Annotated in this window: 22 protein-coding genes; 19 read left to right on the forward strand and 3 right to left on the reverse strand. The window is 72.6% G+C overall.

The window, feature by feature from the left end:
* The first annotated feature begins 8 nt into the window (after positions 1 to 8).
* Positions 9 to 797 carry a bifunctional hydroxymethylpyrimidine kinase/phosphomethylpyrimidine kinase gene (gene thiD, locus IAG43_RS23025; RefSeq protein ID WP_187742595.1) on the forward strand — a complete coding sequence of 263 codons (789 nt, stop codon included), beginning with the start codon at positions 9 to 11 and terminating at the stop codon, positions 795 to 797.
* A gap of 136 nt (positions 798 to 933) precedes the next feature.
* On the opposite strand, the gene rpmB is transcribed toward thiD, so the two are convergent.
* Positions 934 to 1119, reverse strand: coding sequence for a 50S ribosomal protein L28 (rpmB, locus tag IAG43_RS23030; protein WP_003957616.1), 186 nt, complete (start codon positions 1117 to 1119; stop codon positions 934 to 936).
* A gap of 264 nt (positions 1120 to 1383) precedes the next feature.
* On the opposite strand from rpmB, the gene IAG43_RS23035 reads away from it, so the two are divergent.
* The 10 genes from IAG43_RS23035 (at position 1384) to IAG43_RS23080 (ending at position 11361) form a co-directional block, all read left to right on the forward strand.
* Positions 1384 to 2961 (forward strand): DAK2 domain-containing protein, encoded by a 1578-nt coding sequence (locus IAG43_RS23035; RefSeq protein WP_187742596.1) that lies wholly within the window; start codon positions 1384 to 1386, stop codon positions 2959 to 2961.
* 71 nt (positions 2962 to 3032) lie between these two features.
* Positions 3033 to 5225: an ATP-dependent DNA helicase RecG gene (gene recG / locus IAG43_RS23040; RefSeq protein WP_187742597.1), complete on the forward strand. Its 2193-nt coding sequence runs from the start codon at positions 3033 to 3035 to the stop codon at positions 5223 to 5225.
* 87 nt (positions 5226 to 5312) lie between these two features.
* Positions 5313 to 5897 carry a 16S rRNA (guanine(966)-N(2))-methyltransferase RsmD gene (rsmD, locus tag IAG43_RS23045; protein WP_187742598.1) on the forward strand — a complete coding sequence of 195 codons (585 nt, stop codon included), beginning with the start codon at positions 5313 to 5315 and terminating at the stop codon, positions 5895 to 5897.
* A 26-nt stretch (positions 5898 to 5923) separates the two neighbouring features.
* Positions 5924 to 6406 carry a pantetheine-phosphate adenylyltransferase gene (coaD, locus tag IAG43_RS23050; RefSeq protein ID WP_187744596.1) on the forward strand — a complete coding sequence of 161 codons (483 nt, stop codon included), beginning with the start codon at positions 5924 to 5926 and terminating at the stop codon, positions 6404 to 6406.
* Between the two features lie 116 nt (positions 6407 to 6522).
* Positions 6523 to 7692 carry an ATP synthase subunit B family protein gene (locus IAG43_RS23055; RefSeq protein ID WP_187742599.1) on the forward strand — a complete coding sequence of 390 codons (1170 nt, stop codon included), beginning with the start codon at positions 6523 to 6525 and terminating at the stop codon, positions 7690 to 7692.
* A 151-nt stretch (positions 7693 to 7843) separates the two neighbouring features.
* Positions 7844 to 8485, forward strand: coding sequence for a YceD family protein (locus tag IAG43_RS23060; RefSeq protein ID WP_187742600.1), 642 nt, complete (start codon positions 7844 to 7846; stop codon positions 8483 to 8485).
* A gap of 2 nt (positions 8486 to 8487) precedes the next feature.
* Positions 8488 to 8661, forward strand: coding sequence for a 50S ribosomal protein L32 (gene rpmF, locus IAG43_RS23065; RefSeq protein WP_003965982.1), 174 nt, complete (start codon positions 8488 to 8490; stop codon positions 8659 to 8661).
* Between the two features lie 19 nt (positions 8662 to 8680).
* Complete coding sequence (gene rnc / locus IAG43_RS23070) at positions 8681 to 9532, forward strand: ribonuclease III (protein ID WP_187742601.1); 852 nt, start codon at positions 8681 to 8683, stop codon at positions 9530 to 9532.
* A 129-nt stretch (positions 9533 to 9661) separates the two neighbouring features.
* On the forward strand, positions 9662 to 10522 hold the full coding sequence (gene mutM, locus IAG43_RS23075; protein ID WP_187742602.1) for a bifunctional DNA-formamidopyrimidine glycosylase/DNA-(apurinic or apyrimidinic site) lyase: 861 nt from the start codon (positions 9662 to 9664) through the stop codon (positions 10520 to 10522).
* A gap of 59 nt (positions 10523 to 10581) precedes the next feature.
* Complete coding sequence (locus IAG43_RS23080) at positions 10582 to 11361, forward strand: SDR family NAD(P)-dependent oxidoreductase (RefSeq protein ID WP_187742603.1); 780 nt, start codon at positions 10582 to 10584, stop codon at positions 11359 to 11361.
* A 75-nt stretch (positions 11362 to 11436) separates the two neighbouring features.
* Here the strand turns inward: IAG43_RS23080 and IAG43_RS23085 are convergent, their stop codons facing one another.
* Entirely contained in the window at positions 11437 to 12342 is a 906-nt protein-coding gene (locus IAG43_RS23085; protein WP_187742604.1) for a CAP domain-containing protein, read from the reverse strand.
* Positions 12343 to 12497: 155 nt separating this feature from the next.
* Here IAG43_RS23085 and IAG43_RS23090 point away from each other — a divergent pair, with 155 nt between their 5' ends.
* The 5 genes from IAG43_RS23090 to ftsY all read left to right on the forward strand — a co-directional run bounded on the left by IAG43_RS23090 (position 12498) and on the right by ftsY (position 20208).
* Entirely contained in the window at positions 12498 to 12779 is a 282-nt protein-coding gene (locus IAG43_RS23090) for an acylphosphatase (RefSeq protein WP_187742605.1), read from the forward strand.
* A 407-nt stretch (positions 12780 to 13186) separates the two neighbouring features.
* Positions 13187 to 13405 (forward strand): hypothetical protein, encoded by a 219-nt coding sequence (locus IAG43_RS23095; RefSeq protein WP_187742606.1) that lies wholly within the window; start codon positions 13187 to 13189, stop codon positions 13403 to 13405.
* 181 nt (positions 13406 to 13586) lie between these two features.
* Positions 13587 to 17147 carry a chromosome segregation protein SMC gene (gene smc, locus IAG43_RS23100; RefSeq protein ID WP_187742607.1) on the forward strand — a complete coding sequence of 1187 codons (3561 nt, stop codon included), beginning with the start codon at positions 13587 to 13589 and terminating at the stop codon, positions 17145 to 17147.
* A gap of 275 nt (positions 17148 to 17422) precedes the next feature.
* On the forward strand, positions 17423 to 18841 hold the full coding sequence (locus IAG43_RS23105; protein WP_187742608.1) for a sugar porter family MFS transporter: 1419 nt from the start codon (positions 17423 to 17425) through the stop codon (positions 18839 to 18841).
* Positions 18842 to 18984: 143 nt separating this feature from the next.
* On the forward strand, positions 18985 to 20208 hold the full coding sequence (gene ftsY / locus IAG43_RS23110) for a signal recognition particle-docking protein FtsY (protein WP_187742609.1): 1224 nt from the start codon (positions 18985 to 18987) through the stop codon (positions 20206 to 20208).
* A gap of 94 nt (positions 20209 to 20302) precedes the next feature.
* Here the strand turns inward: ftsY and IAG43_RS23115 are convergent, their stop codons facing one another.
* Positions 20303 to 20965, reverse strand: coding sequence for a bifunctional DNA primase/polymerase (locus tag IAG43_RS23115; RefSeq protein WP_187742610.1), 663 nt, complete (start codon positions 20963 to 20965; stop codon positions 20303 to 20305).
* 424 nt (positions 20966 to 21389) lie between these two features.
* On the opposite strand from IAG43_RS23115, the gene nsdA reads away from it, so the two are divergent.
* The 3 genes from nsdA to IAG43_RS23130 all read left to right on the forward strand — a co-directional run bounded on the left by nsdA (position 21390) and on the right by IAG43_RS23130 (position 24888).
* A complete protein-coding gene (gene nsdA / locus IAG43_RS23120; RefSeq protein ID WP_187742611.1) occupies positions 21390 to 22865 on the forward strand; it encodes a transcriptional repressor NsdA in 1476 nt (491 codons plus the stop codon).
* Between the two features lie 332 nt (positions 22866 to 23197).
* Positions 23198 to 24553: an ammonium transporter gene (locus IAG43_RS23125; RefSeq protein WP_187742612.1), complete on the forward strand. Its 1356-nt coding sequence runs from the start codon at positions 23198 to 23200 to the stop codon at positions 24551 to 24553.
* Positions 24550 to 24888: a P-II family nitrogen regulator gene (locus IAG43_RS23130; protein WP_005311372.1), complete on the forward strand. Its 339-nt coding sequence runs from the start codon at positions 24550 to 24552 to the stop codon at positions 24886 to 24888. Before IAG43_RS23125 ends, IAG43_RS23130 begins: the two co-directional genes overlap by 4 nt.
* The last annotated feature ends 7 nt before the right edge of the window (positions 24889 to 24895 follow it).

Consider the following 24895-nt stretch of genomic DNA (forward strand, 5'->3'; position numbering starts at 1 on the left):
TCGCGGGCATGCAGACACCCCCGCGCGTGCTCACCGTCGCCGGCTCCGACTCCGGCGGCGGTGCCGGCATCCAGGCCGACCTGAAGACGATGCTGGCCCTCGGCGTGCACGGCATGAGCGTGCTCACCGCCGTCACCGCCCAGAACTCCCAGGGCGTCCAGGGCGCGTGGGAGCTGCCCGTCGAGGCGGTCGAGGCCCAGTACCGCAGCGTCGTCGACGACATCGGCGTCCAGGCCGTGAAGACCGGCATGCTCGCGTCCGCGCCGCTGGTCTCCGCCGTCGCCGGGCTGCTCGCCGGCATCGGCGTGCCCGTGGTCGTCGACCCCGTCGGCGTCTCCAAGCACGGCGACCCGCTGCTCGCCGCCTCCGCCCTGGACTCGGTGCGCACCGAACTGCTGCCGCTGGCGACGGTCGCCACCCCCAACCTCGACGAGGTGGCGCAGCTCACCGGGATCGAGGTGCGCGACGAGAGCGGAATGCGCCGTGCCGCGGACGCGGTGCTCGCCTTCGGGCCGCGCTGGGCGCTGATCAAGGGCGGTCATCTCGACGGGGACGCCGTCGACCTGCTCACCGACGGCGCCGCCGAGCACTGGCTGCGCGCACCGCGCCTCGACAACCGCCACACCCACGGCACGGGCTGCACCCTCGCGTCGGCCGTCGCGTCCGGGCTCGCCAAGGGCCTGTCCGTCCCCGACGCGGTAGGCGGAGCCAAGGAGTACGTCACCGGGGCGATAGCGGCCGGATTCGCGCTCGGAACGGGCATCGGACCGGTCGACCACGGCTGGCGGAGCCGCTGACGGACCCCGCCCGGGGGCACCCGGGCACGGCAAAAAGCCGGTCCACCGAGGTGGACCGGCTTTTCAAGGCAACCGCAGGGGCTGCGCTACGACGAAACGTCGGCGGGATCTTCCCCGCCGAAGCGGGGAGCATCACTTAGCGCGAGACCTTGCCGGCCTTGATGCACGAGGTGCAGACGTTGAGCCGCTTCGGCGTCCGACCGACCACGGCACGCACACGCTGGATGTTCGGGTTCCAGCGACGAGACGTACGGCGGTGCGAGTGCGAAATGTTGTTGCCGAAGCCCGGCCCCTTGCCGCAGACGTCGCAGTTGGCAGCCACGGGTCACTCCAAAGACTTCAGATGCACTTACAGTGAAATCCGGCGTGCCGGAATCAGTGATCTGAAGTGGCCTGCCGGGGGAAAGTCCCGATTCTCATCGGGCAACCGGAGCAGCATACAACGACTGCTTCGGAGATACGAAACTACCACGGGTCGCCGCGGCCCCGCCCCGGCCCCAGGTCAGGGCCGCCGCTACGCTGCGGTGCAGCCCGCCGCTCACGGCCGCCACGGCCGACCGAGGAGGACCACCAGGTGCACCGGACGATGGACGCCGCAGCGGTACGCACCTGGTGCTCGCTGACGCTCCAGGCCCTCGGCAGGGAACGCGAGGAGATCGACGCCATCAACGTCTACCCGGTCGCCGACGGCGACACGGGCACCAATCTCTACCTCACCGCCGAGTCCGCCGCGCAGGCCGTCGAAGCGGTCTTCGCCGCCCACGGGACCCGTGACACGGCCCCCTCGTCCGCCGACGTGATGCGCGCCATGGCGCACGGCGCCCTCATCGGCGCCCGCGGCAACTCCGGCACCATCCTCGCCCAGCTGCTGCGCGGCATGGCCGAACGCCTCGAAGCCGGCGACCACCTCGCGGGAGCGCTGCGCCGTGCCGCCGAGCTCGCCCGCGAAGCCGTCGCCCACCCCGTCGAGGGCACCATCCTCACCGTCGCCGCCGCCGCGGCGGACGCCGCCGGGGACGCCGCAGGCGCACCGGCGGACGTCTGCCGCGCCGCCTACGCGGGCGCCCGGGCCGCCCTGGACGCCACCCCCGGCCAGCTGGAGGTCCTGGGGCGCGCCGGCGTGGTGGACGCGGGCGGCCGCGGTCTGCTGGCCGTGCTCGGCGCCCTGGTCGAGGCCGTGTGCGGCGAGGCGCCGCCCGCCTTCGGAACCGGGCGGCCGGCGAGGCCGCTCCCCCAGGAGCCCGGCCCGTGCGACGCCGCGGGGCCCGCCTTCGAGGTGATCTACCTGCTGGAGGCCGAGGCCGGAGCCGTGGCCGCGCTGCGCGAACGGCTGGACGCCCTCGGCGACTCCCTCGTCGTCGTCGGCGGCGACGGCCTCTGGAACGTCCACGTCCACGTCGACGACGCGGGCGCCGCCGTGGAGGCGGGCGTCGAGGCCGGCCGGCCGTACCGGATCCGGATCACGCACTTCGGCGCCGCGGCCGTCCCCGCCGCCCGGGAGCAGGCCCAGCGCGCCGTCGTCGCCGTGGTGCCCGGAGCCGGTCTCCCCGCGCTGTGCGCCGAGGCCGGGGCGACCACCGTGCCCACCCGCCCCGGGGAGCCCCCGGCCAGCGGCGAACTGGTCGACGCCATCCGCCGGGCGCACGCCCGCGAGGTCGTGCTGCTGCCCAACGACCCGCTGCTGCGCCACACCGCGGCGGCCGCCGCGGAACAGGCCCGCGCCGAGGGCATGCGCGTCGCCCTCATCCCGACCCGCTCACCCGTCCAGGGAATCGCCGCGCTCGCCGTGCACGAGGCGGACCGCAGCTTCGACGAGGACGTGGTCGCCATGACCGCGGCGGCCGGCGCGACCCGGTGCGCCGAACTCGCCGTCGCGGAACGGCAGTCGTGGACCTCCGCGGGCGTGTGCCAGGCCGGGGACGTGCTCGGGCTCATCGACGGGGATGTCGCCGTCATCGGCCAGGACGTCACCGGCACCGCCGTCGCGGTCCTGGACCGCATGCTCTCCTCCGGCGGGGAACTCGTCACCCTGGTCCTCGGGGACGCGACACCCGCGGAGCTGGCCGTCCGGCTGGAGGCCCATGTGCGCGACACGCACCTGGCCGTGGACACCGTCACCTACGACGGCGGCGGCGCCGCGCCGCTGCTCATCGGCGTGGAATAGCCGCCCCCGGAGCGGTCCGCCGGGGGCCGGGCGGGCCCGGCCGCCGACGAGTGTCGGCGGCGTGGTGTGCAATGGAGGGCGTGCCCGCGCTCGACGAACCACTCAAGAACGCGCTCGGAGCCGCCACCGCCAAGGTGATGGCCGAGCATCTCGACCTCCACACCCTCGGCGACCTGCTGCACCACTACCCCCGGCGGTACGCGGAGCGCGGCGAGCTGACCTCGCTCGCCGAACTGCCCCTCGACGAGCACGTCACCGTGGTCGCCCAGGTCGCCGACGCCCGGGTGCTCACGTTCAACCAGGGGCGCGGCAGACGGCTGGAGGTGACCATCACCGACGGCTACGGCCGGCTCCAGCTCGTCTTCTTCGGCAAGGGCGTGCACAAGCCCCAGAAGGACCTGCTGCCCGGCACCCGCGCGATGTTCGCCGGCAAGGTGTCGATGTTCAACCGCAAGCTCCAGCTGTCCCACCCGGCCTACGAACCGCTGTCCGGCGAGGCGAGCGCGGCCGATGCCGTCGACGCCTTCGCCGGCCGGCTGATCCCGATCTACCCGGCCTGCAAGCAGCTGGAGTCCTGGAAGATCTCCAAGGCCGTCGACGCGGTGCTGGACCGGGCCGCCGACGCGGTCGACCCGCTGCCCGCCGCCCTCCGCGACGGCCGGGGCCTGGTCCCGCTCCCCGAAGCGCTGCGGAAGATCCACCGGCCGCGCACCAAGGCCGACGTCGACGAGGCGCGGGACCGGCTCAAGTGGGACGAGGCGTTCGTCCTCCAGGTCGCCCTCGCCCGCCGGAGGTTCGCCGACACCCAGCTGCCCGCCGCCCCCCGCCGTCCCGTCCCCGGCGGCATGCTGGACGCCTTCGACGCCCGGCTGCCGTTCACCCTCACCGACGGCCAGCGCAAGGTCAGCAAGGAGATCTTCGACGACCTGGCGACCGAGCACCCCATGCACCGGCTGCTCCAGGGCGAGGTCGGCTCGGGGAAGACCATGGTCGCGCTGCGCGCCATGCTCGCCGTCGTCGACGCGGGCGGCCAGGCCGCGATGCTCGCGCCGACGGAGGTCCTGGCCCAGCAGCACCACCGCTCGATCGTCGAGATGATGGGCGAGCTCGCCGAGGGAGGCATGCTGGGCGGCGCCGAACACGCCACCAAGGTGGTCCTGCTCACCGGCTCCATGGGGGCCGCCGCCCGGCGCCAGGCGCTTCTCGACCTGGTGACCGGCGAGGCCGGCGTCGTGATCGGCACCCACGCCCTGATCGAGGACAAGGTCAAGTTCCACGACCTGGGCCTGGTCGTCGTCGACGAGCAGCACCGCTTCGGCGTCGAACAGCGCGACGCGCTGCGCTCCAAGGGCAAGCAGCCGACGCACCTGCTGGTGATGACCGCCACCCCCATCCCGCGCACCGTCGCCATGACGGTCTTCGGCGACCTGGAGACCTCCGTCCTCGACCAGCTGCCCGCCGGCCGTTCGCCGATCGCCAGCCACGTGGTGCCCGCCGCCGACAAGCCGCACTTCCTCGCCCGCGCCTGGGACCGGGTGCGCGAGGAGGTGTCCGGCGGACACCAGGCGTACGTGGTCTGCCCGCGCATCGGCGACGACGAGGAGGAGAAGGCGGCCGGGAGGAAGCAGGGCCCGGACGACGCGGAGAAGCGCCCGCCGCTCGCCGTCCTGGAGATCGCGCAGCAGCTCGCCGCCGGTCCGCTCGCCGGCCTGCGCGTCGAGGTCCTGCACGGACGAATGGCCCCGGAGGACAAGGACGCGGTGATGCGCGCCTTCGCCGCGGGCGACGCGGACGTGCTCGTCGCCACCACCGTCATCGAGGTCGGCGTGAACGTCCCCAACGCCACCGCCATGGTGATCATGGACGCGGACCGCTTCGGCGTCTCCCAGCTCCACCAGCTGCGCGGCCGGGTCGGCCGCGGGTCCGCCCCCGGGCTGTGCCTGCTGGTCACCGAGGCGCCCGAGGCGAGTCCGGCGCGTGCCCGGCTCGGCGCGGTCGCCGCCACCCTCGACGGCTTCGAGCTCTCCCGGATCGACCTGGAGCAGCGCCGCGAGGGCGACGTGCTGGGCCAGGCCCAGTCCGGCGTGCGCTCCAGCCTGCGGATGCTCGCCGTCATCGAGGACGAGGAGGTCATCGCCGCCGCCCGTGAGGAGGCCACCGCGCTGGTGCGCACCGACCCGGGGCTGGAGAGCCTGCCCGGTCTGCGGACCGCGCTGGACGCCCTGCTGGACGAGGAGCGCGAGCAGTACCTCGACAAGGGCTGACGGCACCGGGCGGCGCGGCCGCCGGACGGCCGCTGGGAGACACTGAGGACACCACCGCACACCACGAGCCCCACAGGAAGGCCCTCCATGACCCGCGTGATCGCCGGTGCAGCCGGCGGACGCCGCCTGGCGGTACCGCCGGGCAACGGCACCCGCCCCACCTCCGACCGCGCCCGCGAAGGCCTCTTCTCCAGCTGGGAGGCCCAGCTGGGCACGCTCACCGGTGTCCGCGTCGCCGACCTCTACGCCGGCTCCGGCGCCGTCGGCCTGGAGGCCCTCTCCCGCGGGGCGGTCCACGCGCTGCTCGTCGAGGCCGACGCCCGGGCCGTCCGCACGGTCCGGGAGAACGCCCGTGCGCTGGGCCTGCCGGGGGCCGAGGTGCGGGCCGGCCGGGCCGAGCAGATCGTCGCCGGGCCCGCCCCCCAGGAGCCGTACGACATCGTCTTCCTCGACCCGCCGTACGCGGTCACCGACGACGATCTTCGGGAGATCCTCCTCACACTCCGCCGTGGGGGCTGGCTCGCCGACGATGCGGTCGCCACCGTGGAGCGCAGCACCAGAGGCGGGGAGTTCGACTGGCCGGCCGGCTTCGACGCGGTGCGGGCCCGTCGCTACGGCGAAGGCACGCTTTGGTACGGTCGCGCCGCCTCTACGTGCGAAGACGCACCATGACCGGACCGGAGAGCGAGGGACATCAGTTGCGCCGCGCAGTCTGTCCGGGGTCGTTCGACCCCATCACCAACGGACACCTCGACATCATCGCCCGCGCCTCCAAGCTGTACGACGTCGTGCACGTCGCGGTGATGATCAATCAGTCCAAGCAGGGCCTGTTCACGGTGGACGAGCGCATGGCGCTCATCCGCGAGGTGACGAGCGACTACGGGAACGTCGTCGTGGAGTCCCACCACGGCCTCCTCGTGGACTTCTGCAAGGAGCGCGACATCCCGGCCATCGTCAAGGGCCTGCGGGCGGTCAGCGACTTCGACTACGAGCTCCAGATGGCCCAGATGAACAACGGGCTCTCCGGTGTCGAGACGCTCTTCGTGCCGACGAACCCGACGTACAGCTTCCTCTCCTCCAGCCTGGTGAAGGAGGTCGCGGCCTGGGGCGGCGACGTCTCCCACCTGCTGCCCGAGCCGGTCCACCGGGCCCTGGCCGGGCGGCTCGCCGAACGCGGCTGACCGCCGGCAGGGCTGACGGGGCGTCATCCGCTGTCGGAGCGGCGGCGACTGCCCGTACAGTCGTGCCGTCCCTCGCCGGACACCAAGGGTCTTCAGGGAGAGAGTGGCGAACCACCGTGGATGTGCAGAAGAAGCTCGACGAGATCGTGGAGACGCTCACGAGCGCCCGGTCGATGCCCATGTCGGCCTCCTGCGTGGTCAACCGCGCCGAACTGCTGACCCTGCTGGACGAGGTGCGCGAGGCGCTGCCCGGCTCGCTCGCCCAGGCCCGGGAACTCATCGGCGGCCGTGAGCAGATGGTGGAGCAGGCGCGCCAGGAGGCCGAGCGGATCATCTCCTCCGCCCACGCCGAGCGCGGCTCCCTCGTCTCCGACACCCAGGTCGCCCGCCAGTCCCGGGAGGAGGCGGACCGCATCCTGGAGGACGCCCGCCGCGAGGCCGAGGAGATCCGTGCGGAGGCCGACGACTACGTCGACTCCAAGCTGGCGAACTTCGAGGTCGTGCTCACCAAGACCATCGGCTCCGTCGACCGCGGCCGCGAGAAGCTCCTCGGCCGGGGGCCGGGACTCGACGAGCAGGGCCACGCCGACGAGGACGCCCCGGAGCACAGCAGCGACCCGCAGACCCTGGTCCGGCGGGCCGACGACTACGTGGACGCCAAGCTCGGAGCCTTCGAGGCCGTCCTCTCCAAGACCCTGGACGCCGTCGGCCGCGGCCGGCAGAAGCTGCACGGCAGGACCGCCGCGGACGACCTGAGCGCCCACCTGGCGGCGCAGGACGCCGCCGGCGGCCAGGTGCACACCAGCGACGCCGACTACCTGGCCGGGCTCGCGGAGATCGCCGAGACGCCGCGGTCCGCCCCGCAGGAGGCGTACGCCCGGCGGCCGGCGCCCGAGGACGCCTCCGCGCAGCGGTCCGGGGGGCAGGAGACGTACACGCCGTATCCGCCCGCCCCCGCCGCCGAGCCCCAGGCACCCGCCGGGCACGGCGCCTGGGCCGCGGACTACGGACAGCAGCAGGACGCCTACGCGGGCTACGGGCAGCAGGACCCGTACGCCCAGGACCCCTACGGCGGGGGGCAGGGCTACGGGCAGCAGGACTACGGACAGCAGGGTTACGGGCAGGGCTACGCGCAGGCGGACCCGTACGCCTACCCGCCGCCCCCGCGGCAGGACCCGGCCGCCCACCAGCAGCCCCAGCAGGGCGCGGCGCTCGACGAGACCAGCCTCTTCGACACGAGCATGATCGACATGGAGCAGCTGCGCCGGTACGAACAGGGCCGCTGAGCTCCGCCGGCCGCCCACCGGCCCGGATTGGGTCTACGGCGGCCGTTGAAGTATCCTGGCTCTTCGGTCGCGCGTAGTTCCGCGATCCCGGCTGCCCGCTCGCCTCGCGCATCGGGCCCGCCCTCCCCACGATCCGAAAGCAGGAAGAGCCGTGAGCACGCGCCTCGACCACCGCAACCCTCTCGTGTTCGACACACACGAGCTGGGACGGCGGCCCGGTGCACTCCAGCGCCTCTCCCGCACGGTGGACGCACCCGGTTCCCCGGCCGTCCTCGGGATCGACGGGGTCATCGGAGTGCCCGAGGGCAAGCCGGTGGAGCTGGACCTCCGCCTCGAGTCCGTCATGGAAGGGGTCCTCGTCACGGGGACCGCCCGTGCGAGTGCCGAGGGGGAGTGCGTAAGGTGTCTGGAGCCGCTGCGCCTCGATGTCGCCGCGGACTTCCAGGAGATGTTCTCCTACCCCGAAGCCGACGAGCGGGGCCGCGCAGCGGAGCCCGCCGACGACGACGAGGACGAGGACGTTCTCTATCTCGAGGACGGCATGTTCGACCTCGAGCCCGTGCTGCGTGACGCGGTGGTGCTCGCACTGCCGATGCAGCCGGTGTGCCGGGAGGACTGTGAAGGTCTGTGTTCCGAATGCGGAATCAACCTGAACGACGACCCGGACCACCACCATGACGCCGTCGACATCCGTTGGGCGGCACTGCAAGGACTCGCCGAGACCGTTCAGGACGGCGAGAAGGACAACATGGGCGGCGCCGAAGCGGGCGTCGACGAGAAGCAGGAGAAGTAGCCGTGGCTGTTCCGAAGCGGAAGATGTCGCGCAGCAACACGCGCCACCGCCGGTCGCAGTGGAAGGCTGCGGTCCCCACCCTGGTTTCGTGTGAGCGTTGCCAGGAGCCGAAGCTGCAGCACATCGCGTGCCCGAGCTGCGGCACCTACAACAAGCGCCAGGTCCTCGAGGTCTGAGCGGCTGGTGAGAGGCCCGATGTCTGAACTGTCCCATGCCAAGAAGACGGCAGACGCAGTGAAGGAAGTCAACGCAGCCTCGTCCCACACGCTTCTGGAAGGGCGGCTCGGCTACCAGCTCGAGTCCGCCCTTCTGGTGCGTGCGCTGACCCACCGCTCGTACGCCTACGAGAACGGCGGTCTGCCCACCAACGAGCGTCTGGAGTTCCTCGGGGACTCCGTACTCGGCCTGGTGGTCACCGACACGCTGTACCGCACCCACCCCGACCTGCCCGAGGGCCAGCTGGCCAAGCTGCGGGCCGCGGTGGTCAACTCGCGTGCGCTGGCGGAGGTCGGGCGCGGTCTCGAACTGGGCTCGTTCATCCGGCTCGGCCGGGGCGAAGAGGGCACGGGCGGCCGGGACAAGGCCTCCATCCTCGCCGACACCCTCGAAGCGGTGATCGGCGCGGTCTATCTCGACCAGGGACTCGACGCGGCGTCCGAGCTGGTGCACCGGCTCTTCGACCCGCTGATCGAGAAGTCCTCCAACCTCGGTGCGGGCCTGGACTGGAAGACCAGCCTCCAGGAACTCACCGCGTCCGAGGGGCTCGGCGTGCCGGAGTATCTCGTCACCGAGACCGGCCCCGACCACGAGAAGACCTTCACCGCTGCTGCCCGCGTCGGTGGTGTCTCGTACGGCACCGGTACCGGCCGCAGCAAGAAGGAAGCCGAACAGCAGGCGGCCGAGTCCGCGTGGCGGGAGATCCGTGCCGCCGCGGACGAGCGCGCCAAGGCGGCCGCCGAAGGCGCCGCCACCGACGACGGTACGCCGGGCGAAGAGGCCGCCGACACCTCTGCCGCCTCCGTGCCGACGGACCGGGCGTCCGCCTGACGTCCGCCTTCCCCACGCGTCTGCCGCCGAGGCCCCCCGCTCCCGCGGGGGGCCTCGGTGCTGCCCGCCGGCGGCCGTCCCCGCGGCGGTAGGCTGGGGCGTCGCCGAACGCCACGACCGAGGAGACCTGTGCCCGAGCTGCCCGAGGTCGAAGTCGTCCGCCGCGGTCTCGCGGCCTGGGTCGCCGGCCGGACGATCACCGACGTCCAGGTGCTGCACCCCCGCGCCGTCCGCCGCCACCTCGCGGGCGGCGAGGACTTCGCCGCACGGCTGCGCACCCACCGGGTCGCGGACGCCTGCCGGCGCGGCAAGTACCTCTGGCTCCCGCTCGGCGACACCGGCAGTTCGATCCTCGCCCACCTCGGCATGAGCGGGCAGCTGCTGGTGCAGCCGCCGGACGCCCCGGACGAGAAGCACCTGCGGATCCGCGTCCGCTTCGACGACGCCCTCGGGACCGAACTGCGCTTCGTCGACCAGCGCACCTTCGGCGGACTGTCCGTGCACGACAACACCCCCGACGGCCTGCCCGACGTCATCGCGCACATCGCCCGCGACCCGCTCGACCCGCTCTTCGACGACGACGCCTTCCACCGCGCGCTGCGCGCCCGCCGGACGACCGTCAAGCGCGCCCTGCTCGACCAGTCCCTGATCAGCGGCGTCGGCAACATCTACGCCGACGAGGCGCTGTGGCGCTCCCGCCTCCACTACGACCGGCCCACCGCCACGCTCACCCGGCCCCGCTCCGCGGAACTGCTGGGCCATGTGCGCGAGGTGATGACCGCCGCTCTCGCCGTCGGCGGCACCACCTTCGACAGCCTCTACGTCAACGTCAACGGCGAGTCCGGTTACTTCGACCGTTCGCTGGACGCCTACGGACGCGAGGGCGAGCCCTGCCGGCGCTGCTCCACCCCGATGCGGCGCCGCTCCTGGATGAACCGCTCCAGCTACTTCTGCCCGCGCTGCCAGCGCGCCCCGCGCCCCACCCCCTGATCCGTGCCACCCCCGGCCCGGGCCGCGGCCCGGCGGGACGGGCCCCTTAGGGTGCGGGCATGAGCCCGCAGAACTATCTCTCCGAACTGTTCGCTCTCGACGGCCGGGTGGCCGTGGTCACCGGCGGCAGCTCGGGTATCGGCAAGGCCATCGCCGGCGCCCTCGCACGGGCCGGGGCGAGCGTGGTGATCGTCGCGCGCAGGGAGGCGGAACTCGTCGCCGCCGTGGACGAACTGACCGCGGACGGCTGCCGGGCCGCCTGGGTCAGCGCCGACCTCGGCACCCGGGACGGGGTGCGCGCGGCGGCCGAGAAGGCGGCAGCGGTCTACGGCGAGCCCGACATCCTCGTCAACAACGCCGGCATCAACCTGCGGCCGCCCATGGGCGAGGTGGACGACGAGGTCTGGGACCGGACGATGGCGGTGAACCTGGAGGCGCCCCACCTGCTGAGCCAGCGCTTCGGACCGGGCATGGCGGCACGCGGTTTCGGGCGGATCATCCACGTCACCTCGCAGCAGGCGCACCGCGCGTTCGTGGACAGCGGCGCCTACGGAGTCTCCAAGGGAGCCCTCGAATCCCTGGCCCGTTCCCAGGCCGAGGCGTGGTCGCCCCACGGGGTCACCTGCAACACCCTCGTCCCGGGATTCGTCCTGACCCCGCTGAACGCGCGGCTCCAGTCGGACACCGAGAAGATCGGGGCCCTCGCGGCCCGCACGATGATCGGCCGCAACGGGCTGCCCGAGGACTTCGCCGGCGCGGCGGTCTTCCTCGCCGGCCGCGGCTCCGCCTACGTCACCGGCCAGTCGATCTTCGTCGACGGCGGCTTCTCGGTGCACTGACCGGCCCGGACACCGGTACGCGTGGGGGCCCGGGACGCCGTCCCGGGCCCCCACGCGTACGGGGTCGAGCCCTTCTCAGAAGCCGAAGTTCTGCGTCCACCACGGGCCGCCGTCGCCCATGTGGACACCGACGCCCATCGTCGTGAAGTCGCAGTTCAGGATGTTCGCCCGGTGGCCCTCGCTCTGCATCCAGGCGTTCATCACGGCCCCGGCGTCCGCCTGGCCGCGGGCGATGTTCTCGCCGCCGAGGCCGGAGACCCCCGCCTTGTCGGCGCGGTCCCACGGCGTGGCGCCGTCCGGGTTGGTGTGGTCGAAGAAGCCGCGGGCGGCCATGTCCGTCGAGTGGGCGCGGGCCAGGTTCGCCAGCGAGGTGCTCGCCTTGACCGGTGCGCAGCCGACCTGCGCGCGCTCCTCGTTGACCAGACCGAGCACGGCGGCCTCCGCTGCCGCGGCGCCCGAGGGCGCGGCGGTGGTCGGGGCGGGCCGTGCGGTGGAGGGCGCGGGAGCGGGAGCCTTCTCGCGGGCCGGGGCGGGCGCGGTCCGCTTCGCCGCGGGGGCCTCGGACTTCTTTGCCTCACGGGTCTTCTCGGCGGGCTTCTCCGACGGCGTGGCCGAGGGGGTCTTCGCCGGCGGCTTCGACGGGCTTGTGGAGGGCTCTGCCGTGCGGCTCGGCGACGGCGACGCCTCGTCGGTAGGGGAGGCGCTCGCGCCGCCCTGCGTCTGGAGCCGCGACGGCCCCTCGGTGCGTATCTCCGCGGGGGAGTCGCTGCCGGAGGAGCCGATGGTGTACGTGTCACCGCCGGGGACGAGCCCGGTGGTGACGGCCACGGCGCCGACGGCCATGGCGGCGGAGGCGCCGAGCAGCCCGGTCTTCACGGGCAGGCCCGCCCGCTTCCGGCGCGCGCCGCGGTGCCGGCGTGCCGACCCGTCCGCATGCTCTGCGGAGACGGGGGCGCCTGCGGAGCGTCGATGGCGACCCATCTGCTGTGCCTTCCTGGTTCGCGGCGCCGTCGCCGGTGCCGCCGGACATCGTCCCGAGCTCACCCGTACGAGTGAGCTCGGTGCGTCCGGACTGTACGCCATGGGGCAGCCGGGGCGATGTGATCCGTCCGCATTCGGCCGGTTACCGTGCACTCATGAACGACGATGCGCGACTCACCGCGTGGGTACGCGGCCGGGTACAGGGAGTGGGCTTCCGCTGGTTCACCAGGGAGAACGCCATGGCGATCGGCGGCCTGCGCGGCTTCGCCCTGAACCTGGACGACGGCCGGGTGCAGATCGTCGCCGAGGGCCCGCGTGAGAATTGCCACCGTCTGCTGGACTGGCTCTGCTCCGGCGACACTCCCGGACAGGTCGACGGCGTCACTGAGATCTGGGCCACGCCCCGGGGCGGATATCCGGACTTCGCGATCCGCTGAGCGGGACCCTGCGGGGTCGCTCTCCGGGGGGCCCCGAAGGACGCTCGGTGACCGCGCCGGACGTTCGCCGGAAGAGGAAAGCGCCTGGTGGTTGCCAAGAAGGGCTTGCCGTGCCAGGCTGCGGCGGGAAGGATGATCGCCACGCCCCCAGGGCCCCGCAGGTCAGGCACCGCCGCGTTCCGAGCGGCCGTACGCCCCCGGGCCGCCCGCCGATACGGGGCGTGATCGTGTTGACCGTCAAACTTTTTGGTGAGACGCTGGAATCCCCGCGCACCACAGCTGTCCGGCAGTGCGATCGCAGGCATCACGAGCAGGACAAGTAGCACAGCCGGAACCGCGGGTGCGAATCCCTCACGACCCACACCGCACCGCATCGGTCGGTCACTCATTGTGGAGGACCATCCATCATGGCAAAGGCGCTTCTCGGTTACGTCGGCGGTTCCGACCCGCGACTCCTCGCCGAGATGCGACGGCTTCAGCAGCGCGTCCAGGATCTGGAATCCGAGCTCGTACGGATCCAGACCGAGAAGGACGCGCTCAGCGCCGCCGTCGCTCAGCACCCGGCAGAGTCGCTGCTCGAAGGCATCGACATCGACGTGCCTCAGGCGGAGCCCGCTCTCACCTGAGTCAGGGCGCTGCCGGAGCTTCATCGCGCACCAGGATATGCAAGGGACGCCTCCGGCGTCCCTTCTTTCTTTGCCGCCCCCATCTGCCCGCCAGTGCCACCCCCGTGCGTGCGTCCTTACCGCATGATGTGCCCTGCGCGTTCAGTGGTGAAACCGTGAGTGAAAGGTAGAGTCCGGCGGCGTGCACCTCAAGGCCATGACCCTGCGCGGGTTCAAATCCTTCGCGTCCGCCACGACACTGCGCTTCGAACCGGGCATCACCTGTGTCGTCGGTCCCAACGGCTCCGGCAAGTCCAACGTGGTCGACGCGCTCTCCTGGGTCATGGGCGAGCAGGGCGCCAAGTCGCTGCGCGGCGGCAAGATGGAGGACGTCATCTTCGCCGGGACGACCGGGCGTCCGCCGCTCGGCCGTGCCGAGGTCTCCCTGACCATCGACAACTCCGACGGCGCGCTGCCCATCGAGTACGCCGAGGTCACCATCACGCGGATCATGTTCCGCAACGGCGGCAGCGAGTACCAGATCAACGGGGACACCTGCCGGCTGCTCGACATCCAGGACCTGCTCTCCGACTCCGGCATCGGCCGCGAGATGCACGTGATCGTCGGTCAGGGCCAGCTCGACTCCGTGCTGCACGCCGACCCGATGGGCCGCCGGGCCTTCATCGAGGAGGCCGCGGGTGTCCTCAAGCACCGCAAGCGCAAGGAGAAGGCGCTGCGGAAACTGGATGCCATGCAGGCCAACCTGGCGCGCGTGCAGGACCTGACCGACGAACTGCGGCGCCAGCTCAAGCCGCTGGGACGCCAGGCGGCAGTCGCCCGCCGGGCCGCCGTCATCCAGGCCGACCTCCGCGACGCCCGGCTGCGCCTCCTCGCCGACGACCTGGTGCGGCTGCGCGAGGCGCTGCACACGGAGATCGCCGACGAGGCCGAGCTCAAGCGGCGCAAGGAGAGCGCCGAGGCCGAACTGAAGGCGGCGCTGGCACGGGAGGCCGCGCTGGAGGACGAGGTGCGCCGGCTGGCTCCGCGGCTGACCCGCGCGCAGCAGAACTTCTACGACCTCTCGCAGCTCGCCGAACGGGTCCGCGGCACCGTCTCCCTGGCCGACGCCCGGGTCAGGAGCGCCACCGACCGGCCGGCCGAGGAGCGGCGCGGCCGGGACCCGGAGGACATGGAGCGCGAGGCCGCCCGGGTCAGGGAGCAGGAGGCCGAACTCGCCGCTGCCCTCGAGGCCGCTGAGCGCGCCCTGGAGGACACGGTGGAGCACCGCGCCGAGCTGGAGCGGCAGCTCACCGTGGAGGAGCGCAGGCTCAGGGACGTCGCACGGGCCATCGCCGACCGGCGCGAGGGGCTGGCGCGACTGAACGGGCAGGTCAACGCGGCCCGTTCGCGTGCGGCGTCGGCGCAGGCCGAGATCGACCGGCTGGCCGCCGCCCGGGACGAGGCGCAGGAGCGGGCCGTCGCGGCCCAGGAGGAGTACGAGGCGCTGAAGGCCGAGGTCGACGGGCTGGACGCGGACGACTCGGCCCTTGCCGGCGAGCACGAGGCGGCCAAGCGGGACCTGGCCGCGGCGGAGTCGGCCCTCACCGCCGCCCGCGAGGAACTCACCTCGGCCGAACGCCGCCGTGCCGCCGTCGCCGCCCGGCGCGAGGCCCTCGCGCTCGGGCTGCGCCGCAAGGACGGCACGGGCGTGCTCCTCGGGGCGGGCGACCGGCTCGGCGGACTGCTGGGCCCGGCCGCGGAGCTGCTGACCGTGACGCCCGGGTACGAGATCCCGGTCGCCGCGGCACTCGGCGCCGCGGCGGACGCCGTCGCGGTCACCGGCACCGCCACGGCGGCGGAGGCGATCCGGCTGCTGCGCAAGCAGGACGGCGGGCGGGCGGCGCTGCTGCTCGCGGGGGCCGGCGAGGACGGGCATCTCCCGGAGGGGGAGGGTGCGGGCGGCCATCCGTACGCGGCGCGACTGGTCGCGGGGCCCGACGACCTGATGCCGGCCGTGCGCCGGCTGCTGCGGGGCACGGTCGTCGTCGGCACGCTGGAGGACGCCGAGGACCTGGTCCACGCCAGGCCGGAGCTGACCGCGGTCACCGCCGAGGGCGATGTGGTCGGGGCCCACTTCGCCCAGGGCGGCTCGGCCGGTGCGCCGAGCCTGCTGGAGGTGCAGGCCTCCGTCGACGAGGCGGCCGCCGAGCTCGACCAGCTCGACGAGAGGTGCGCGCGGCTGACCGGCGTCCAGCGGGAGGCCGCCGCACGCCGGAGCGCCGCCGCCGCGCTCGTGGACGAGCTGGGGGAGCGCAGGCGCGCGGCCGAGCGGGAGAAGTCGAGCGTCTCGGGGCAGCTCGGCAGGCTCGCGGGGCAGGCGAGGGGCGCCGCGGGCGAGGCGGAGCGGGCGGGGGCCGCCGCGGCGCGGGCGCAGGAGGCCCTGGAACGGGCGCGCGAGGAGGCCGAGGAGCTGGCCGAGCGTCTGCTGGTGGCCGAGGAGACTCCCGTCGAGGAGGAGCCCGACACCCATGTCCGCGACCGGCTCGCGGCGGACGGGGCCAACGCGCGGCAGACCGAGATGGAGGCCCGCCTCCAGGTCCGTACGCACGAGGAGCGGGTGAAGGGGCTCGCGGGAAGGGCGGACGCCCTCGACCGCGGAGCCCGCGCCGAGCGCGAGGCACGGGCCCGCGCGGAGCAGCTGCGGGCGCGGATGCGTCACGAGGCGCAGGTCGCGGGAGCGGTGGCGAGCGGAGCCCGCCAGCTGCTCGCCCATGTCGAGGTGTCACTGGTCCGGGCGGAGGCGGAACGTGCCGCCGCCGAGGCCGCGAAGGCGGAGCGCGAGACGGAGCTGACGGCCGCGCGGTCCGCAGGCCGTGACCTGAAGGCCGAGCTGGACAAGCTGACCGACTCGGTGCACCGAGGCGAGGTGCTCGGCGCGGAGAAGCGGATGAGGATCGAGCAGCTGGAGACCAGGGCGCTGGAGGAGCTGGGGGTGGAGCCGGCGGGCCTGGTTTCCGAGTACGGCCCCGGCCGGCTCGTACCGCCGTCGCCGCCTGCCGAGGGCGAGGAGCTGCCGGAGGACCCGGAGCACCCGCGCAATCTGCCGCGCCCGTTCGTCCGCGTGGAGCAGGAGAAGCGGCTCCGCTCGGCCGAACGGGCGTACCAGCAGCTCGGGAAGGTGAATCCGCTGGCTCTGGAGGAGTTCTCGGCGCTGGAGGAGCGTCATCAGTTCCTGTCGGAGCAGCTGGAGGACCTGAAGAAGACACGGGCCGATCTGCTCCAGGTGGTGAAGGAGGTCGACGAGCGGGTGGAGCAGGTGTTCACGGAGGCCTACCGGGACACCGCACGCGAGTTCGAGGGTGTGTTCTCGCGGCTCTTCCCGGGCGGTGAGGGGCGGCTGGTGCTCACCGACCCGGACAACATGCTGACCACCGGAGTGGACGTGGAGGCGCGGCCCCCGGGCAAGAAGGTCAAGCGCCTGTCGCTGCTGTCGGGCGGCGAGCGCTCGCTGACGGCCGTGGCCATGCTCGTCTCGATCTTCAAGGCGAGGCCCAGCCCCTTCTACGTGATGGACGAGGTCGAGGCGGCGCTCGACGACACCAACCTCCAGCGACTGATCCGGATCATGCAGGAGCTCCAGGAGAGCTCCCAGCTCATCGTGATCACCCATCAGAAGCGCACGATGGAGGTCGCCGACGCGCTGTACGGCGTCTCCATGCAGGGCGACGGCGTCTCCAAGGTGATCAGCCAGCGGCTGCGCTGAGCGGGCCCCGCGGGTCGTGCGGGCGCCCGGGGGGAGTGCACGGGGCGAGCGGGGGCAGACGCACCCTGAGAACAACAGATCTTCAATACTTGAACTCATGCGCGGCGAGCTCTTGGTGAAATCGAGATCAGGCCCCCTCTTGACTTCGAAACTTGAAGGCATAGTGTCTGCAACGTTGCTTTTACCTTCAAGTGGTGGGCGGCCTGAAGTTGTGCGCCACTTGAAGGGCTCGCCCCCCACGCCCGGCGAAGCTGCCGGTGGCCCCAGGAGTACACGTGACCAGCACTGAGCAGCCCCCGGGATCGGGTGCCCGCCAGGCCCATCCCGAGAACCTCGGGCATGTCGTCTTCATCACGGCGGCCGCCGCGATGGGCGGATTCCTCTTCGGCTACGACAGCTCCGTGATCAACGGCGCCGTCGAGGCCATCCGCGACCGCTACGACATCGGGTCCGGCACCCTCGCCCAGGTCATCGCCATCGCCCTGATCGGCTGCGCCATCGGCGCCGCCACCGCCGGCCGCATCGCCGACCGCATCGGCCGCATCCGGTGCATGCAGATCGCCGCCGTCCTCTTCACCGTCAGTGCCGTCGGATCCGCGCTGCCGTTCGCCCTGTGGGACCTGGCGATGTGGCGCATCATCGGCGGCTTCGCGATCGGCATGGCCTCGGTGATCGGCCCCGCCTACATCGCCGAGGTCTCCCCGCCCGCCTACCGCGGCCGGCTCGCCTCCTTCCAGCAGGCCGCCATCGTCATCGGCATCGCCGTCTCCCAGCTCGTCAACTACGGCATCCTCCAGATCGCCGACGGGGACCAGCGCGGCGAGATCGGCGGCCTGGAGGCCTGGCAGTGGATGCTCGGCGTGATGGTCGTCCCGGCCGTCCTCTACGGCCTGCTCTCCTTCGCCATCCCCGAGTCGCCGCGTTTCCTCATCTCCGTCGGCAAGCACGCCAGGGCGAAGGAGGTCCTCGAAGAGGTCGAGGGCAGGAACGTCGACCTGGACGCCCGCGTCGCCGAGATCGAGACCGCGATGCACCGCGAGACCAAGTCCACGTTCAAGGACCTGCTGGGCGGCAGGTTCTACTTCCTGCCCATCGTGTGGATCGGCATCGGACTCTCGGTCTTCCAGCAGCTCGTCGGCATCAACGTCGCCTTCTACTACTCCGCGACGCTCTGGCAGTCCGTGGGCATCGACCCGACCGACTCCTTCTTCTTCTCCTTCACCACGTCGATCATCAACATCATCGGCACGGTGATCGCGATGGTCCTGGTCGACCGCATCGGCCGCCGGCCGCTCGCCCTGATCGGTTCCTGCGGCATGGCGATCGCGCTCGCCTTCGAGGCGTGGGCCTTCTCCGCCGACCTGGTGGACGGCAAGCTGCCGGAGACCCAGGGCGTGGTCGCCCTGGTCGCCGCCCACGTGTTCGTCCTGTTCTTCGCGCTCTCGTGGGGCGTCGTCGTCTGGGTCTTCCTGGGCGAGATGTTCCCCAACCGGATCCGCGCCGCCGCGCTCGGCGTCGCCGCGTCCGCCCAGTGGATCGCGAACTGGGCCATCACGGCCAGCTTCCCGAGCCTCGCCGACTGGAACCTGTCCGGCACCTACATCATCTACACGGTCTTCGCCGTGCTCTCGATCCCCTTCGTGCTCAAGTTCGTGAAGGAGACCAAGGGCAAGGCGTTGGAGGAGATGGGCTGATCCCCGCTGCCCCGCTCCTCTGACTGCCCCGGCTCAGCGCGTGAGCCGGGGCAGTCCGCGTCCTGCGGCGCACGCGGGGGCCGGGCGGCCCGCCGCCGGGGAAGCGAAGCCCCTCCAGGGGCGTCACGCATACTGGACGGACCATGGAAATCGTCATCCTTGCTGTAGTCATCGCCCTGGTCGCGATCGGCGCCATCAGCGGACTCGTGGTCAGCAGCCGCAGGAAGAAGCAGCTGCCGCCCTCGGCGCCGCCGAGCACGCCGACCATCACCGCTCCGCCCGCCGAACCGCACGTCGGCGACGAGGCGGAGACACCGCGGGACGAATCCCGCCGCACCATCGAGGAGGTCGGCCTCCCGACCGCCGAGGAGGCCGTCGAGGCGCCGGCCGCCGTCGAGGACCCGGTCGTCGCCGAGCCCGCCGCGCCCGAGATCGAGATCCCCGAGCCGACCGCCGGCCGGCTCGTCCGGCTGCGCGCCCGCCTCGCCCGCTCCCAGAACTCCCTCGGCAAGGGGTTGCTCACGCTGCTGTCGCGCGAGCACCTCGACGAGGACACCTGGGAGGAGATCGAGGACACCCTCCTCACCGCGGACGTCGGCGTCGCCCCGACCCAGGAGCTCGTCGAGCGCCTGCGGGAGCGCGTCAAGGTGCTCGGCACCCGCACCCCCGAGCAGCTGCGCACGCTGCTCCGCGAGGAGCTGCTGGCCCTCGTCGGCACCGACCTCGACCGTGCGGTGCGCACCGAGAGCGGCACGGACACCCCGGGCGTCGTGATGGTCGTCGGCGTCAACGGCACCGGCAAGACCACCACCACCGGCAAGCTCGCCCGGGTGCTGGTCGCCGACGGCCGCTCCGTCGTGCTCGGCGCCGCCGACACGTTCCGCGCCGCGGCGGCCGATCAGCTCCAGACCTGGGGCGAGCGGGTGGGTGCGCGGACCATCCGCGGCCCCGAGGGCGGCGACCCCGCCTCGATCGCGTACGACGCGGTCAAGGAGGGCATCGCCGAGGGCGCGGACGTCGTGCTCATCGACACCGCCGGCCGGCTGCACACCAAGACCGGTCTCATGGACGAGCTCGGCAAGGTCAAGCGCGTCGTGGAGAAGCACGGCCCGCTCGACGAGGTGCTCCTGGTGCTCGACGCGACCACCGGGCAGAACGGACTCGTGCAGGCCCGGGTCTTCGCCGAGGTCGTGGCGATCACCGGCATCGTGCTCACCAAGCTCGACGGCACCGCCAAGGGCGGCATCGTCGTCGCCGTCCAGCGGGAACTGGGCGTGCCGGTGAAGCTCATCGGCCTGGGGGAGGGGGCGGACGACCTGGCGCCGTTCGTGCCCGAGGCGTTCGTCGACGCCCTCATCGGCGACTGACGCACCACCTGGACGGAGAAGGCCCCGTGGCCGGCAGCGGCCGGCCACGGGGCCTTCGTCGCGGACGGCGCCGGACGTGCCGGCACCGCCCTTGTCAGCCGGCCGAGCGGTGGCAGACGTAGGCGAGGGTGCCCAGCAGCAGGCGGGCCGGGGGCGGTGCGGTCGCGGTGTCCGGCGAAGGGGCGCGCAGCCACCGCACCGGCCCGAGCCCGCCCCGGTCCGACGGCGGTGCCGTGATGTGGTCGCCCGGGCCCAGGCACCGCAGATCCAGGTCCGCGTCGTCCCAGCCCATCCGGTAGAGCAGCCCCGGCAGAGCGGCCGCCGCGCCCGGGGCCACGAAGAACTGCGCGCGCCCGTCCGGTGTCTCGGCGACCGGCCCGAGCCGCAGGCCCATCCGCTCCATCCGCACGAGTGCCCGCCGGCCCGCCGGGGCCGCGACGTCGAGGACGTCGAAGGCGCGGCCCGCGGGGAGCATCAGCGAGGCGCCGGGTACCGAGGACCAGGCGCGGCCGGCCTCGTCGAGCGTCGCGCCGGCGGGCACCTCGCCCGCGAAGCCGAGCGGATGGGCGCCGGGCGCCGGGCAGGCGGCGTCACCGCAGGAGCACCGGCCGGCCGAGGCTCTGGCACCGGGGACCACCGGCCAGCCCCACAGCCCGGTGTACTCGGCCACCACCGTGGCCTCCGCCGTGCGCCCGCGGCGTCTGGTGCCGGTCCGGATGTGGCCGAGTCCCCGGGTGCCGCCGATCGTGAAGCCCATGCCCCCTCCAACGGGTCGAGTGCGCCGGTGGTTACGACCCGGAGCGTTCCGGTGACGCTCCGTCGCAGGGCGTGCGGGGCTTCCTGCGGCGCGCGGATGTCCGGGAGGGAGTGCGGTCCGCGACACGCGCCCCTGCGCGCTACGGTCCGCCATCCCCGGATCGTGCCGTGTCAAGTGAATCGCGCCCGGCCTCAACTGAGTTCACCCGGAGGGGTGGCGAATGGTGGCGTTTCTGCAATCCCACTCGCCGAGCACGTGATCGTAGGATTACGTTCGGTGCACGAACCTGCAATTGCACCGCGTCGGCGGGTATGCCCGGGGCAACCCGGAGGGCCGACTCCGTGCAGGAGGGCTGCCGAAGGCCCCGGCGCACGGCATTCTGGTAGCGGTTCGGGCGGAGGGTCCGACGGATGGGGGCAGTCGAGTGAGCGGCAGCGGCGCAGACGGTACGAGCACCGGCAAGCGCCCCAACGAACAGCTGAGTTCGTGGTTCGTGCGCAGCGGCTGGTCGAAGGGCGAGCTCGCGCGCCAGGTCAACCGGCGGGCCCGTCAGATGGGCGCCCACCACATCAGCACGGACACCTCACGGGTCCGCCGCTGGCTGGACGGCGAGCAGCCCCGGGAGCCCATCCCGCGCATCCTGTCCGAGCTGTTCTCCGAGCGCTTCGGCAGCGTCGTCGCCGTCGAGGACCTCGGACTGCGCTCGGCGCACCAGGCCCCCTCGGTGTCGGGGGTGGACCTGCCGTGGGCGGGGCCGCAGACCGTCGCGCTGCTCAGCGAGTTCTCCCGCAGCGACCTGATGCTCGCCCGCCGCGGCTTCCTCGGCACCTCCCTGGCCCTCGCCGCCGGACCAGCCCTCGTCGAGCCGATGCAGCGCTGGCTCGTGCCCGCACCGGGCGGCGCCGCGCCCCCGCCCCAGGCCGCCGCCGGCGCCCGCCGGCCCGCCCGGCTCTCGGGACCCGAACTCGATCTGCTGGAGTCCACCACCGCGATGTTCCGCCAGTGGGACGCGCAGTGCGGCGGCGGACTGCGCCGCAAGGCCGTGGTCGGCCAGCTCCACGAGGTCACGGACCTCCTCCAGGAGCCGCAGCCGGCGGCCACCGAGCGCCGCCTCTTCCGCTGCGCCGCCGAACTCGCCGAGCTCGCGGGCTGGATGAGCTACGACGTGGGCCTCCAGCCCACCGCGCAGAAGTACTTCGTCCTCGCCCTCCACGCCTCCAAGGAGGCGGGCGACAAGCCGCTGGGCTCGTACATCCTGTCCTCGATGAGCCGCCAGATGATCCACCTCGGCCGCCCCGACGACGCCCTGGAGCTCATCCACCTCGCCCAGTACGGAAGCCGCGACTGCGCCACCTCGCGGACACAGGCGATGCTGTATGCGATGGAGGCACGCGCTTACGCGAACATGGGCCAGCCCAGCAAGTGCAGGCGGGCGGTCCGGATGGCCGAGGACACCTTCGCCGACGCGGGCCTCGACGGCGAGCCCGAGCCGGACTGGATCCGCTTCTTCTCCGAGGCGGAGCTCAACGGCGAGAACGCCCACTCCTACCGTGACCTCGCGTACGTCGCAGGCCGCAGCCCCACCTACGCGTCCCTCGCGGAGCCCGTGATGGAGCGCGCGGTGGAGCTTTTCGGCCACGACCACGAGCACCAGCGGTCGTACGCACTCAACCTCATCGGGATGGCCACCGTGCACCTGCTGAAGAGGGAGCCCGAAGAGGCCACCTCCTTCGCCGGGCAGGCGCTCGACATCGCCCGCAAGGTGCGCTCCGAGCGGGTCAACACCCGGCTGCGCAAGACGGTCGACACCGCGGCCCGCGACTTCGGCGACGTGGCCGAGGTCCTCCAGTTCACCGACCGGCTCACCGCCCAGCTGCCCGAGACGGCCGAGGCGGTCTGAGCGGCACGCGCCCGGCCGGCCCCGAGGGCGCCGGCCGGCCCCGTACCCCGGCCGCGGCACCCGCTGCGACGCACCGACTCGGCTCCCCCCGTGCCAAGTCACCCGCAGCGGGCGCCGCGGCCGGATGGTGATGTGGGCAGATGGTACGTCCGGGCCCCCCGGACGATCAGCACGTTCATGGCGACGTAACACACAGGACCCCTTCGTCACGGTCGCGAAACATCGTGCGGCATCGGCGGAAACCGCGCTGCGCGAATCTCATGGCGCATAACCGGCCCGCTCTACCGCCCGGCTCCGCCCGCACGCGGCCGCACGACGACGAGGAGACGCCGATGCCCCCAGGCATCTCGACCCTTGCCGCAGACGCTCCCGAGCTGTCTGCCGCCAACACAGGGTTCATGCTCATCTGTTCCGCCCTGGTGATGCTCATGACCCCGGCCCTCGCCTTCTTCTACGGAGGCATGGTCCGCGTCAAGAGCACCCTGAACATGCTGATGATGAGCTTCATCAGCCTCGGGATCGTCACCATCCTCTGGGTGCTGTACGGCTTCAGTCTCGCCTTCGGCACCGACTCCGGTTCGCTCATCGGCTGGAGCGCGGACTACGTCGGCCTCAGCGGCATCGGCGTGACCGAACTGTGGGACGGCTACACCATCCCGGTCTACGTCTTCGCCGTCTTCCAGCTGATGTTCGCGGTGCTCACCCCCGCGCTGATCAGCGGCGCCCTCGCCGACCGCGTCAAGTTCACCGCCTGGGCGCTGTTCATCGCCCTGTGGGTGACCGTCGTCTACTTCCCGGTCGCGCACTGGGTGTGGGGCTCCGGCGGCTGGCTCTTCGAGATGGGCGTCATCGACTTCGCCGGCGGCACCGCCGTCCACATCAACGCCGGAGCCGCCGCGCTCGGTGTCATCCTCGTCATCGGCAAGCGCGTCGGATTCAAGAAGGACCCGATGCGCCCGCACAGCCTCCCGCTGGTGATGCTCGGCGCCGGTCTGCTGTGGTTCGGCTGGTTCGGCTTCAACGCCGGGTCCTGGCTCGGCAACGACGACGGCGTCGGCGCGGTGATGTTCGTCAACACGCAGGTCGCCACCGCCGCCGCGATGCTCGCCTGGCTCATCTACGAGAAGATCCGCCACGGCGCCTTCACCACCCTCGGCGCGGCCTCCGGCGCGGTCGCCGGCCTGGTCGCCATCACCCCGGCGGGCGGCTCCGTCTCCCCGCTCGGCGCCATCGCGGTCGGCGCCGTCGCCGGTGTGGTCTGCGCCATGGCCGTGGGCCTGAAGTACAAGTTCGGCTACGACGACTCCCTCGACGTCGTCGGCGTCCACCTCGTCGGCGGCATCATCGGATCGCTGCTGGTCGGCTTCTTCGCCACCGGCGGCGTCCAGTCCGACGCCGCGGGCCTCTTCTACGGCGGCGGCCTGGAGCAGCTCGGCAAGCAGGCGATCGGCGTCTTCGCGGTCCTGGCCTACTCTCTGGTGGCCTCCGCCCTCCTCGCCCTCGTCCTCCACAAGACGATCGGCATGAGGGTCGACGAGGACGACGAGATCTCCGGCGTCGACCAGGTCGAGCACGCCGAGACCGCGTACGACTTCAGCGGCGCGGGCGGCGGTGCCGCATCCCGCAAGGCCGTGCCCGCACCGGTCGACACCGTGGCCGCAGCAGAATCCAAGAAGGTGGACGCATGAAGCTCATCACCGCAGTCGTGAAGCCGCACCGGCTGGACGAGATCAAGGAGGCCCTCCAGGCCTTCGGCGTCCAGGGGCTCACGGTCACGGAGGCCAGCGGCTACGGCCGGCAGCGCGGTCACACCGAGGTCTACCGCGGCGCGGAGTACACCGTCGACCTGGTCCCCAAGATCCGCATCGAGGTGCTGGTCGAGGACGACGACGCCGAGCAGCTGGTCGATGTGATCGTCAAGGCCGCCCGGACGGGCAAGATCGGTGACGGCAAGGTCTGGAGCGTCCCGGTGGACACCGCCGTACGGGTCCGCACCGGCGAGCGCGGCCCGGACGCCCTGTAGGAAGCGA

This window comes from Streptomyces genisteinicus, assembly GCF_014489615.1.
GTDB lineage: Bacteria > Actinomycetota > Actinomycetes > Streptomycetales > Streptomycetaceae > Streptomyces > Streptomyces genisteinicus.

Bases quoted from the DNA above. Each gene is read 5' to 3' on its own strand.
- thiD (WP_187742595.1), top strand. From the start codon at position 9: ATGCAGACACCCCCGCGCGTGCTCACCGTCGCCGGCTCCGACTCCGGC.
- IAG43_RS23035 (WP_187742596.1), top strand. From the start codon at position 1,384: ATGGACGCCGCAGCGGTACGCACCTGGTGCTCGCTGACGCTCCAGGCC.
- recG (WP_187742597.1), top strand. From the start codon at position 3,033: ATGGAGGGCGTGCCCGCGCTCGACGAACCACTCAAGAACGCGCTCGGA.
- rsmD (WP_187742598.1), top strand. From the start codon at position 5,313: ATGACCCGCGTGATCGCCGGTGCAGCCGGCGGACGCCGCCTGGCGGTA.
- rnc (WP_187742601.1), top strand. From the start codon at position 8,681: ATGTCTGAACTGTCCCATGCCAAGAAGACGGCAGACGCAGTGAAGGAA.
- IAG43_RS23080 (WP_187742603.1), top strand. From the start codon at position 10,582: ATGAGCCCGCAGAACTATCTCTCCGAACTGTTCGCTCTCGACGGCCGG.
- IAG43_RS23085 (WP_187742604.1), bottom strand. From the start codon at position 12,342: ATGGGTCGCCATCGACGCTCCGCAGGCGCCCCCGTCTCCGCAGAGCAT.
- IAG43_RS23090 (WP_187742605.1), top strand. From the start codon at position 12,498: ATGAACGACGATGCGCGACTCACCGCGTGGGTACGCGGCCGGGTACAG.
- IAG43_RS23095 (WP_187742606.1), top strand. From the start codon at position 13,187: ATGGCAAAGGCGCTTCTCGGTTACGTCGGCGGTTCCGACCCGCGACTC.
- ftsY (WP_187742609.1), top strand. From the start codon at position 18,985: ATGGAAATCGTCATCCTTGCTGTAGTCATCGCCCTGGTCGCGATCGGC.
- IAG43_RS23115 (WP_187742610.1), bottom strand. From the start codon at position 20,965: ATGGGCTTCACGATCGGCGGCACCCGGGGACTCGGCCACATCCGGACC.
- IAG43_RS23125 (WP_187742612.1), top strand. From the start codon at position 23,198: ATGCCCCCAGGCATCTCGACCCTTGCCGCAGACGCTCCCGAGCTGTCT.
- IAG43_RS23130 (WP_005311372.1), top strand. From the start codon at position 24,550: ATGAAGCTCATCACCGCAGTCGTGAAGCCGCACCGGCTGGACGAGATC.